The organism is Cellulomonas humilata, from assembly GCF_013359775.1.
GTDB classification, from domain to species: Bacteria; Actinomycetota; Actinomycetes; order Actinomycetales; family Cellulomonadaceae; genus Cellulomonas; species Cellulomonas humilata.
This window is the reverse complement of sequence record NZ_JABMCI010000054.1, coordinates 24,252-36,897: the sequence shown is the minus strand read 5'-3', so window position 1 is coordinate 36,897 and position 12,646 is coordinate 24,252. Positions and strand designations below refer to the sequence as shown.

The following is a 12,646-nucleotide window of genomic DNA, read 5'->3' as shown; positions in this document are numbered from 1 at the left end:
CATGCTGAGCTCGGAGGAGCGCACTGAGCCGCGCGTGCACACGGTGGTGGGCCGCCGTCTCGGCGGGTCGTACCGCCTGCTGGCGAGCGCCGCGCTGGGGATCGTGGCCCTGGCGATCCTGGGTGCCGTGATGGGACCGCAGTGGGACCCGGTCCCGCTGGCCGACCCCCTGACCGTCGCGACGACGTCGACGGCGATCGGCGACGCGGCGCCGGTGCAGACGTACCCGGTGCGCACCTCCGTGGTGACCGTGCAGCTGGACGGCGCCACTGTCGACGCCCAGGTCAGCGAACCCGTCGGGCTGGACGGTCCCAAGCGTGGCGTCGTGTTCGTGCACGGCGCCGGCACGGGTCGCTACGACACCGCGTTCCTCGAGCAGGCGCACGCGCTGGCCGCGTCGGGGATCGTCGCGATGGTGCCGAACAAGCGGCTCGACACCTACACGACGCGGCACCGCGACTACGTGCTGATGGCGGCGGACTACGGCGCCTCGGTCGCGGCGCTCCAGTCGTTCCCGGGTGTCGACCCCGACGGCGTCGGCATCTACGCCGAGAGCGAGGGCGGCTGGATCGCCCCGATCATGGCCGCGCAGGACCCGACGATCGCCTTCGTCGTCCTGGTGTCCTCGCCGGTGGTGCCGCCGCGGGAGCAGGCCGCGTTCGCGGTGGACTCCTACCTGCGCAACACCGGCGTGCCGCACGGCGTCTTCCGGGCGATCCCGCGGGCGGTCGGCATGTCGCTGCCCGGGGGCGGGTTCGAGTACGCCGACTTCGACGTCACCCCGTACCAGCGGCAGATGGCGCAGCCTGTCTTCGTCGTCTACGGCACCGGCGACGCCTCGATGCCCACGATCCAGGGCGCCGAGCAGATCCTGCGGGACACGGCGATCGCCGGGAACGGTGACGTCACCGTGCGGTACTACGAGGGCGCCAACCACGGCATCCGCGTGCACGGGGACGTCGACACGGTGTTCCTGCGGGACCTGTCGGGCTGGGTCCTGGGCCTGCCCGGCACCGGCGACTCCGCTCCCCGCATCGCCGGGGCCCAGCCGGAGCAGACGTACGTCGCCGCCCCGGTACCCGAGCCGCGGTGGCTCGGCGACGGCGACGTCGTCCTGGCCCTCGCCCTGGCCGCCGTCGCGCTCATCGTGCTCGGCCCGCTCGCCGTCCTGGTCGCCCGGGCGGTCGAGGAGGCGACGGAGCGCGTGCGGCGGCAGCGCGGCACGCCCGTGACCGTCACCGGACCCCGGTTCGCCCGCGGGGTGCTCCCGTCGCTGGTCGCCCTCGGCTTCGGTGCGATCCTCACCGTGGTGGCGCTGGTCTGGTACATCGTCGCGGTCGCCCGGCTGGCGCTGGACTACGAGCGCAACGACCTCGTCGTGCAGGGCGGCTGGGTGGCCGTGCGCGTGCTGGGCGTCGCGGTGGTCGTGGTCGGGGTCCTGCTGCTGAGGCGCTGCCGACGGGTCCGGTCGGACGGGGGGCAGCCGTCGCCGGGCATCGTGCGGACCGCGACCCTGTGGGGCGGAGTCATCGGCTCGGTCGTGCTGCTCGTCGTCCTTGCCTACTGGGGCGTCTTCCAGCTCGGGATCTAGCCACAAATCGGTCGAAGTTGTGTACCAGACGCTCAGGTGGGGCACGATGTGCGCCGATGACTGAACGGGCGCCCGTCGGGGCCGTCAGAGGGAACCAGGAGGCCGCGTGCGCACGTCGTGGGGGTCGGCGACCGACCGTGGCCTCGTCCGCGAGGTCAACGAGGACGCCCTGCTCGCCTACCCGCCGGTCTTCCTCGTCGCGGACGGCATGGGCGGGCACGACGCCGGCGACATGGCCAGCCGGATCGCGGTCGAGGAGTTCGCCCAGCTGGCCGGGCAGGCCGCGGCCACCGCCGACGACGTGCACGCGTGCTTCGACCGGACGGCCGCGCGGATCCGCACCGAGTTCACCGGCGGACGCCAGGGCGGCACCACCGTCGCCGGCGTCGCCGTGACCGAGCACGACGGCGGCTCGTACTGGCTGGTCTTCAACGTCGGCGACTCGCGCGTGTACCTGTACTCGGGGGACGAGCTGGAGCAGGTGAGCGTCGACCACTCGGTGGTCCAGGAGCTGCTGGACCTGGGCGAGATCGATCAGACCGAGGCCGAGACGCACCCGGACCGGCACGTGCTGACCCGCGCGCTCGGCACCGGGGACCCGCCCGAGCCCGAGTACTGGCTGCTGCCCGCCGGACTGCACGACCGGCTCCTCATCTGCACGGACGGTCTGACCCGCGAGGTCGGCGACGACGACCTGGCGCGGGTGCTCGCCGAGACCGGCGACCCCCAGGACGCCGCGGCACTGCTGGTCAGGCTCGCGCTCGAGCACGGCGCCCGGGACAACGTCAGCGCCGTCGTCGTCGACGTCGCCACCGCGTCCGGTGCCCACGACGACGTGCACATCACCGTGCCCCGCACCGGGGCGGAGCTGGGCACGCACGTCTGGGACGAGATGCTCAACGGCGTCACGGTCCCGCGGCGGACGCGTACCGCCACCCAGCCGATCCCGCGTGTCCGCCCGGAGGCGCCCACCCCGGGAGCGGCGACACCGAACGAGGCCACACCGAACGAGGAGATGCCGTCATGAGCGTGCCCGAGTACACCGCCGGCACCTGGACGGCCGTCGTCCGGCCCGGCTTCGTGGCGCTGCTCGGACCCGGTGCAGCCGAGTCGACCGTCCGCGCGCTGTGGCAGGACGCCGGCGAGGGCGTCTTCGCCGCGCTGGCGCTCCTCGCGCGCGACGGCTTCGGAGGACTGCCGCCGTTCGCGGTGGTGTCCGTCGACGGGCAGCGCGTCCACGCCGCCCTGCGCGGTGACGTCGAGGTCGTCGTCGAGGTGGGCGGTCGCCAGGACGTGTGGCGCTCGGGCGAGGTGAGCACCTGGACCGAGCGCGTGCTCGAGGGCGTGGCCGACGTGGTGGTGCAGGTGGAGGAGGCGCCGGCCGCCGCGGACAGCCTGCCGCTGGCCGACGGGGTCGTGCACGCCTCGCGCGTGCGCGTAGGGCTGACCGCCCGCACCGAGGTCGTGGCCCGCGAGGCCCACCCCGCGACCGGGCCGGCGGCGGTCGTGGAGGCAGCTCGGGTCGAGCCGACGGTGGGGGAGTCCGCCGTCGAGGGCGACACCGAGGTACCCGTGGCCGACGAGCCGACCGTGGTTCCGGAGCCGGCCGTGGCCGAGCCCGTCGCCGAGCAGGTGCCCGACCTCGACCAGGCGGCCGAGGACGACGAGGCCGATACCGCGCTCGACGACGAGGGGCCCGTGACCGAGATCATCGACGCCGTCGTGTGGGACGAGCCGACCCAGGTCGAGCTCGTGCCTTTGACCAGGCAGGGCGAGGAGCGCCCTGACCCGGCCGGCGTCGTCGCCGAGGCGGAGTCGTTCCTCTCCACGCCGGCACCTGCGGTGCACACCAGTCCGACGGACGTCGTGGCACTGCCCGCGGCGGTCGGCGCCGCGTCGCTCGACGACCACGACGGCCTGACCATCCTGTCCACCGACCTCGCCGAGATCCGCGACCAGCTCCCGTCCTGGGCGTCGGATGAGGTGCCCGGCCCGTTCCGGGTGCCCGAGGTGGCGTCGGTGGCGGCTCGGCTCGTCCTGTCCACCGGTCTGGTCGTCCCTCTCGACCGTGCCGTGCTGCTCGGCCGCGCCCCCCAGGTGGCCCGCGTGACCAACCGCGAGCTGCCGCGTCTCATCACCGTGCCGAGCCCGCAGCAGGACATCTCCCGCACCCACGCCGAGGTCCGCCTGGACGGCGACCACGTCGTGGTCACCGACCTGGACTCGACCAACGGCGTCCACGTCGCCCGCGCCGGTGAGGGCGCGCGCCGCCTGCACCCGGGCGAGCCCAGCGTCGTCGGCGTCGACGAGGTCGTCGACCTCGGTGACGGGGTGACGTTCTCGGTGGAGCGGGGTTCGTGACCGCACGCCGCGAAGCATCGACGCCGCCTCGCCTGCCGGGCTACGAGTACCTCCGGGTCCTCGGCCTGGGCGGCTTCGCGGACGTCTTCCTGTACCAGCAGGAGCTCCCGCGGCGTGAGGTGGCGGTCAAGGTGCTGCTGGCCGGCAGCCTGGACGACGAGGTGCGCACGCGGTTCCAGCAGGAGGCCAACCTCATGGCCCAGCTGTCGCACCACCCCTCGATCGTCACCATCTACCACGCGGCCATCGCCGCGGACGGCCGCCCGTTCCTGGTCATGGAGTACTGCTCGCGACCCGGTCTGGCCGAGCGGTACCGGCAGGAGCGGATCTCGGTGGCCGAGGCGCTGCGGATCGGCATCCGGCTGGCGTCGGCGGTCGAGACCGCGCACCGCGCCGGGATCCTGCACCGCGACATCAAGCCCGCGAACGTGCTGACCACCGACTTCGGGTGGCCGGCGCTGACCGACTTCGGTATCGCCGCGACGACCGGTCACGGTGGCGGCGCCACGGTCGGCATGTCGATCCCGTGGTCGCCCCCGGAGCTGCTCGGCGAGCACCCGACCGGCGACGAGCGCTCGGACGTGTACTCGCTGGCGGCGACGATCTACTCGCTCCTCGCCGGCCGGACGCCGTTCGAGGTCGCCGGCGGGCAGAACACCGCGCAGCAGCTGGTCTCCCGGATCGAGCGGTCGCCGCTTCCCCCGACCGGCCGCGACGACGTGCCGTGGGGTCTCCAGGACGTGCTCGAGCGCGCGATGGCCAAGCACCCGGCGCGCCGGTTCGCGTCTGCCGCGGCCGTGGCGCGCGCGCTCCAGCAGGTCGAGGCCGACCTGCGCCTCCCGATCACCCCGCTGGACCTGACCGACGAGTCCGACAGCGGCCAGGACCGCGGCCTGCCGCTGGAGTCTCCCGACGGCGGCCGCGAGGACGCGACGCGGCTCCGCTCGATCGTCAGCGTGGCCCCGGAGGCCACCGCCGTGCCGCCGCCAGGCGCGGACGAGCCGACGCGGATGCGTGGCGTGACGTCGGTCGCCCCCGAGCTGGCGCCGGTGCGGGTGGGACCCGTGCGTCCGGCAGGACCGGTGTTCGTCGCGCCCGCCCCACTCGAGGCGGTCGAGCCGGTCGTCACCGAGCAGCGCGGACGGGCGCGCCTCGCGGCGGGGATCGTCTCGGGCGTCGTCGTGCTCGCGGCCGTCGTCGCGATCGGTGCGGCGGCGCTGCGGGGGGCGCCGGACGACGGACCCTCGGCCACGTCGGAGTTCACGCAGGGCGACGACCCCACCCGGATCCAGGACGTCGTGCCGGCCCCGGCCGGGCTGGAGGGCGTCCGCCAGGCGGACGGCTCCGTGGTGTTCACGTGGGAGAACCCCGACCCCCAGGACGGCGACCAGTACCTGTGGGGCGTCCTGCCGGCGACGGGGGAGCCGGTCCTCGCCGTGGTCGATGTCGCCAGCGCGACCGTGCCGGCCGACGCGGCGGCGGGACAGGTCTGCGTCGAGGTGGCGATCGTGCGCGCGGACCGCCGGGTCTCTGCCGATCCGGCTCAGGGGTGCGCGCCGTGACGTGGGGATCGCTGCGCGGGCGGGCGACGACGGCGGCCGCGGTCGTCACCGTCCCTGTCCTCGTCCTCGTGCTGGCACTGCTCGACCAGGGCTTCCCGCTGGCCCGCCTGGACCTCAACGACGGCGGCGTCTGGCTCACCGCGACGAGCAAGCTCCAGCTCGGGCGCTACAACGCCCAGGTGGAGGAGCTCAACGGCGGGCTGGCCGCGTCGGGGAGCACGTTCGACGTGCTCCAGGACGCCGGCGACGTGCTGCTGGTGGAGCCGGGCTCCATCGCGGTCGTCGACCCGGCCTCCGTCACGCTCACGACGCAGGTCGCCGTGACCGGTGCGACCGTGTCGATGGCCGCGGGTGTCGTCGCGGTGGTCGACGCGGACGGCAACGTCTTCGTGCGCCCGATCTCCGGGCTGGACTCGTTGCGGGTCGCCACGGACACCCCGGACGTCGAGCTCGGCGAGGGCGGGGCCGTCGTGGTCGCGCGCAGCGGCGCGGTGCTCGCGGTGGCCCCCGAGGACGGTGCGGTGACCCGGATCGACCTCGTCGACGGTGTGCCGCGCGCGACGCCGCTGGGCGAGCTCGGGGCCGGCCCGGTGGACGGGCTCAGTGCCGTCGGGGACGAGCCGGTGGTGCTCTCCGGCTCCACGGTCCGCACCCTGGGCGGCTCGACGGAGCTCGACGGCGACGAGCTGACCCTCCAGCTGGCGGGACCGCAGTCCTCCCGCGCGCTGGTGGCCAGCCGCACCGCGCTGCTCGAGGTGCCGCTCGGCGGCGGCGACGCGGTCGTGCACGAGACCGCCGGGTCGGGGGCGCCCGCGGCACCGGTGCAGGTGGGCCGGTGCGCGCACGGCGCCTGGGCGTCACCGGTCGGCTCGTACGTGCAGCTGTGCGACGACGAGCAGGCCGAGGTCAGCAGCCTCGACGGCATGTCGAGCGCGGACGTCCTCGCGTTCCGGGTGAACCGCCAGGTCGTCGTGCTCAACGACACGCTGCGGGGACGCCTGTGGATGCCCCTCCAGGACACCGACCTGCGCGTGCCGGACTGGACGCAGGTGGAGCCCGAGGAGCAGCCCGACGAGGCCCAGGAGGAGACCGAGACCTCGGACACCACCCAGGACCTGGTCACCGAGTGCTCCGCGGAGACGGCACCGCCCACGGCCGCGGACGACGAGTTCGGTGTGCGACCCGGACGCACGACGATCCTGCCGGTCATCGACAACGACTCGTCCGCCGACTGCGGGATCCTGGTCGTCTCCGAGTTCGACCCGCTGCCCGCCGAGTTCGGCCGCATCGAGGCGATCCACGGCGGCCGTGCCCTCCAGGTGGCGGTCGCGGCCGGTGCCACGGGGTCGGCCCAGGTGACGTACACGATCACGGACGGCCGGGGCACGAACGCCCCGTCGACCGCGTCGGTGCTCCTGACCGTGCACGACGGCGCGACGGACTCCCCGCCCGTGCAGGTGCGCACGGGCGCGCTCGAGGTGGAGCAGGGTGGCCAGTCGGAGCACCAGTCGCTGGCCGACTTCACGGACCCGGACGGCGACGACCTGGTGCTCGTCGGGGCGACGTCCGACCCGACGTCGGGATCGGTGCGGTTCCGGCAGGACGGCTCCGTGACGTTCAAGGCCGACGGCACGCAGCTGGGCCGGACCACGGTGACGCTCCTGGTGTCCGACGGCACGTCCACGACCGAGGGTCGCCTCGACGTCGACGTGCGCGCGGCGGGCTCGCTGGCCCCGCAGATCGACCCGGTGCACGCCGTCACGTACGTGGACCAGCCGGTGACCCTCCGACCCCTCGACGCGGTGCGCAGCTCGTCGGCGGAACCGGCGCGGCTGGCGGGCGTCGACGACGTCGTCGGAGCCACGATCACCAGCGACCTCCAGGGCGGGACGTTCACGTTCAGCGCCGCCCGGCCCGGCAGCTACTACGTGCCGTTCCTGGTCTCCGCCCCTCCGCAGCAGGCGTCCGGGCTGGCGCGGATCGACGTCCGCGCGTGGCCGGAGACCCCGGAACCGCCGGTGGCGGTCCGGGACCAGGCGTTCCTGCCCGCCGGCGGCGAGGTGACGATCGACCCGCTGGAGAACGACAGCGACCCGGCCGGCAAGGTCCTCGTGCTCCAGTCGGTCGAGGTGCCCGACGGGTCCGGGCTGCGCGTGGCGATCCTGGAGCACCAGCTGGTGCAGATCAGGTCCGACCGCACGCTGGACGGCCCGGTGGCGCTGCGCTACACGGTGTCGAACGGGCAGGACACCGCGACCGGCGAGATCGTGGTGCACCCCGTCGCGCCGTCGACGATCTCGCAGCCGCCCGTCGTGCCGAACGTCGAGGTGAGCGTCCGGACCGGCGGCGTGGTGACGATCCCGGTGCTCGAGGACGCGTACGACCCGGACGGCGACCGCCTCACGCTGCTCACCGAGCTCGCGGAGCCGCTCGGGGAGGGTCAGGGTCTGCTCTTCGTCTCGGGAGACGTCCTGCGCTACCAGGCGCCGGACACGGCACTCACCGCGTACGCGACGTTCGCCGTGCAGGACGCGACGGGCAACGTGACGGCGGCGACCGTGACGGTCAGGGTGCACGAGTCGGACGCGAGCACGAAGGCTCCGCCGCGCCCGGTGGACCTGGTCGCCCGCGTGTTCGAGGGCGACACCGTCCGCATCCCGGTGCCGCTCGTCGGGATCGACCCCGACGGCGACGGCGTGACCCTCCTGGGTCAGGCCACCGCCCCCGCCCGGGGCCGGATCACCGCCACCGGGCCGGACTGGCTGGAGTACTCGGCGCTGCCCGGCGAGCTCGGCACCGACGAGTTCACCTACGCGGTGGAGGACTGGGTGGGCCAGCGCGCGGTCGCGACCGTCCGGGTCGGCATCAGCCCGCGTCCCACCGGAGCCGCGCCCGTCGTGGCACGCGACGACGCGGTGACCGTCCGGCCGGGTCAGCGGGTCGAGGTGCGGGTGCTGGCCAACGACGTCGACTCCAGCGGCGGGGAGCTGTCTCTCGAGCGCGACCTCGAGCCGGCGGACACCGGCGCCGAGGTCCAGGGCCGACGCATCGTCGTCCAGGCGCCCGACGCCCCGACGGTCCTCCAGATCGCCTACACGGCCACCAACGAGCGCGGCGGGCGGGACACGGCGGTGCTCACCGTCACCGTCGACGGCGACGCCCCGGTGCTGCCGCCCATCGCTCGCGACGTGGTCGTCCCCGCGCTGGACACCCTCGGGCGCACGGAGGTCTCGGTCGACGTCCTCGCGGTCGCGCAGAACCCGAGCGGCCCCCTGAGCGACCTGGCGGTCTCGGTGCCCGGGTCGCAGGCCGACGTGGCGCGGGTGACCGGGCGGGGGAACGTCGTGGTCACCCTCGTGGACCACGCCCAGACGCTGCCGTACCTGCTCACCAACACCACCGCGCCCGCCGGGACCGCCACGTCGTACGCGTTCATCACGGTGCCGGCCCTCGGCTTCTTCCCGCCCACGCCACGGCCCAAGGCACCCGAGCTGCGGGTCGCGTCCGGTGAGACGCTGGTCATCCCGCTGGGCGAGCAGGTGCAGGTGGCCCCCGGCCGCGAGGCCTCCATCGCCGACCCGCTCGGCGTCACGGCCGTCCGGTCGGACCAGTCCAACCCCGTGCAGGACGCCACGACCCTCCAGTTCACGTCAGCACCCGGGTACGCGGGGCCGGCGTCGATCACCGTGCCCGTCACCGACTCGTCGGGCCCCGGGGACACCTCCGCGCGGACCTCGGTCATCACCCTCCAGATCACCGTCTACGCCGTCGACGACCACCCCCCGACGTTCGCGCCGTCCGTCATCGACGTCGCCCCGGGAGAGGCCGCGGTCGCCGTCGACCTGCGCGCGTTCACCACCGGACCCGAGGGCGCGAGCCCGACCGACGGCCGGTACTCCTACACGCTGACCTCGGCGGTCCCCGTCGGGTTCACCGGCGGCATCACCAACGGCATCCTCAGCATCGCGGCCGACGAGACGACGCAGAAGGGCACCACCGAGCGGCTGCCCGTGCGCATCGGGTACGGCCGGACCGGGTCCTTCGAGCAGACGATCGACGTCCGCGTCATCGCGAGCACCCGACCGACGATCCGGCTGCTGCCGTACACGATCGAGGACGGCGTCGAGGGCCGGCAGTCTACCGTGAACGTGCTCGAGGGCGCGTTCAACCCGTTCCCGGACTCGCCCATGACGGTCCTCGGTGCCACCGTCGAGACGCCGGGCGCGGGAACGGCGGTCGCATCGTCGAGCACGGTCAGCGTGCGCCCTGCCGACGGCTTCATCGGCCAGATGGTCACGCGGTTCCGCGTCCGGGACGTCACGGGCGACCCGGACCGGGAGGTGGAGGGCCGGATCGTCGTCGTCGTCCGCGGGAAGCCGGCCACGCCGACGGCTCCGCGCGTGGGTGAGATGCGGGACCGGACCGTCGTCCTGTCGTGGGACGCGCCGGACAACCGCGGGGCCGTGATCACCGGGTACCGCGTCGTGGCGAGCCCGGGGAACATCGTCCGGCAGTGCGCGAGCACGACGTGCACGATCGACAACCTCACCAACGACGTCGAGTACACGTTCACGGTCGCCGCGCAGAACGCCGTCGACTGGTCGGAGCCCAGCCCGCCGTCGGCCACGGCCCGGCCCGACGCCGTCCCCGACGCCCCCGCTGCCCCGTCGCTCGAGTTCGGTGACGGCTCCGTCCGCGCCACCTGGACCGCGCCCGTGTCCGCCGGGTCGCCCGTGAGCAGTTACACGCTCGAGATCTCGCCCGCACCCCCCGCCGGTCCGGCGTCGGTCACGTCGGCGTCGACCACCTACACGTTCGGCGGACTGAAGAACGGGACCGCCTACTCGGTCCGCGTGCGCGCCCACAACCGGGCGCCGGATCCCAGCGGGTGGTCGCCGTCGTCGCAGGCGATGGTCCCCGCACGCGCCCCGGAAGCCCCCGAGGTCACGGCGACCCCGACCGACTCGAACACCGGGCGGCTGGTCGTGGTCGGGTGGAGCGTCCCGGCGGACAACGGCGACGCGGTCGCCGAGTACGAGGTCACGGTCGCGGGTCCCAACGGGGTCGTCGAGAAGGTGCCGGCGGGCCAGCAGCAGTACACCTTCACGAACGCTCGGACGAAGAGTCCGTACACGGTGTCGGTCCGCGCGCGGAACAAGGCGGGGTGGGGCGATCCGGGGACGACCACGACGTCGACGTACGGCTTGCCCGGAGCACCCACCGATCTCGACGCCACCTCACGCAATGGCGAAGGCAGTGTCGACCTCTCGTGGTCGGGCGCCGACGGCAACGGCACCGACATCACCGGCTACGTGGTCACCGTGTCGGACGGACGTGTCCTGCCCACGGGTCCGCAGACGTCGCTGCGCGTCGACGGCCTCGTCGGAGGGACGGCGTACACGTTCCGCGTGCAGTCCGTGAACCGGGCGGGAACGAGCCCAGACTCGAGCCCGACCGTGCAGGCGACTGCGACGACGCCTCCCGGGCCGGTGCAGGGCCTCTCCCAGCAAGCGACGGTGGACTCCAACGGTCGTCCGACGAGGGTGACCGCGTCGTGGGCCGCACCGTCGAGCTCCGGGGGCGGCACCTTGACCCGGTACGACTACCGGTTCACTCTCGACGGGAACCCGGTCAGCCCGAACGGCACCCCCGCCGCGCAGGACGGATCCGAACGGGGTTGGCGCTCGACGTCCGGCACCCAGGCGGACTTCACGGGCGTCCCCAACCTCACCCTGTTCCGGTCGAGCTTCACCTTGAGCGTCGAGGTGCGCGCGGTCGCGACGTCAGGCACCGGACCGGGCGCGGTGCACCCGACGCAGACCTACACCAGGGTGACCGAGCCCGGTGTCCCGCGGAACGTGCAGTTCGACGCTGCGGCGCCAGGTGCGACGAGCGCGACGGTGCGCTGGACACGCCCTGCGCAGGACGGCGGCACAGCCGCTCTCACGTACGAGTTCCAGGTGGACGGCGACGACACGTGGGTGCCGGCAGGTACCGCGACCACCGCCAGCATCCCGGTCGACACCAGCGGCGGCGCCGTGACGATCGTGGTCGACGTGCGCGCCGTCAGCACCTACGGCGAGCCCGGCGCCAGCGCGCCCGCCTCGATCACCGTCCAGCCGGCCCCATGATCACCCGTGACCAGTTGACTGTCCCGAAAGAGAGACACCACACATGACCCCCGAGCAGAGCATCTGGTTCGCCGAGACGTTCGACGCGCTCGTCGCCAACGTCGGTCTGGCGCTGCTCGGCAAGGAGCACACGGTCCGGCTGGCGCTCACCGCGATGGTCGCGGAGGGCCACCTGCTGCTCGAGGACGCCCCGGGCACCGGCAAGACGTCGCTGGCCAAGGCGCTCGCCGCCACCGTGCAGGGCAGCCACCACCGCATCCAGTTCACGCCGGACCTGCTCCCGTCGGACGTCACGGGCGTGACCATCTACGACCAGAGCACGCACCGGTTCGAGTTCCACCCGGGGCCGATCTTCGCGTCGGTGGTGCTGGCGGACGAGATCAACCGCGCTTCGCCCAAGACGCAGGCCGCACTGCTCGAGGTGATGGAGGAGGGGCAGATCACCGTCGACGGCGTGACGCACCCGGTGGGCCGGCCGTTCATGGTGATCGCGACGCAGAACCCGATCGAGCAGGCCGGCACGTACCGGCTGCCCGAGGCGCAGCTGGACCGGTTCCTCATCAAGACGTCGCTGGGGTACCCGGACCGCGCGTCCACGATCGAGATCCTCGCCGGCGCCAAGGACCGCACCACGAACCTGACCCCGCGGATCACCACGCAGGCGGTCGGCACCATGGCGGACCTCGCGCAGACCGTGCACATCGACGAGGTCGTCCTCGACTACGTCGCCCGGCTCACGGAGGCCACCCGCGACGACTCGCAGACGGCGATCGGCGCCAGCGTGCGCGGCGGCCTCGCCCTCGTGCGCACCGCCAAGGTCTGGGCGGCGGCGGCAGGCCGCGAGTACGTCATCCCCGACGACGTGAAGGACCTCGCCCAGCCCGTGCTGGCGCACCGACTGCTGCTCGACACCGAGGCCGAGTTCGCCGGGGTCACCGCCATCGAGATCCTGGCCCGGATCCTCGAGACCACGGCACCGCCGGCGCTGCGGGCGGTCTGAT

Annotated in this window: 6 protein-coding genes; all 6 read left to right on the top strand. The window is 73.8% G+C overall.

Annotated elements, in window-relative coordinates; translation table 11 throughout:
* The first annotated feature begins 1 nt into the window (after position 1).
* Positions 2 to 1,591, top strand: a complete 1,590-nt coding sequence (locus HP550_RS05510; RefSeq protein WP_175346587.1) for an alpha/beta hydrolase family protein — start codon at positions 2 to 4, stop codon at positions 1,589 to 1,591.
* Positions 1,592 to 1,697: 106 nt separating this feature from the next.
* Positions 1,698 to 2,618, top strand: a complete 921-nt coding sequence (locus HP550_RS05505) for a protein phosphatase 2C domain-containing protein (protein ID WP_175346586.1) — start codon at positions 1,698 to 1,700, stop codon at positions 2,616 to 2,618.
* Positions 2,615 to 3,952, top strand: coding sequence for an FHA domain-containing protein (locus tag HP550_RS05500; RefSeq protein WP_175346585.1), 1,338 nt, complete (start codon positions 2,615 to 2,617; stop codon positions 3,950 to 3,952). The genes HP550_RS05505 and HP550_RS05500 overlap by 4 nt, the downstream gene beginning before the upstream one ends.
* Positions 3,949 to 5,514 (top strand): protein kinase domain-containing protein, encoded by a 1,566-nt coding sequence (locus HP550_RS05495; protein WP_175346584.1) that lies wholly within the window; start codon positions 3,949 to 3,951, stop codon positions 5,512 to 5,514. The genes HP550_RS05500 and HP550_RS05495 overlap by 4 nt, the downstream gene beginning before the upstream one ends.
* A complete protein-coding gene (locus tag HP550_RS05490; RefSeq protein WP_175346583.1) occupies positions 5,511 to 11,645 on the top strand; it encodes a fibronectin type III domain-containing protein in 6,135 nt (2,044 codons plus the stop codon). The genes HP550_RS05495 and HP550_RS05490 overlap by 4 nt, the downstream gene beginning before the upstream one ends.
* Positions 11,646 to 11,688: 43 nt before the next feature.
* Positions 11,689 to 12,645 (top strand): AAA family ATPase, encoded by a 957-nt coding sequence (locus HP550_RS05485; protein ID WP_175346582.1) that lies wholly within the window; start codon positions 11,689 to 11,691, stop codon positions 12,643 to 12,645.
* The last annotated feature ends 1 nt before the right edge of the window (position 12,646 follow it).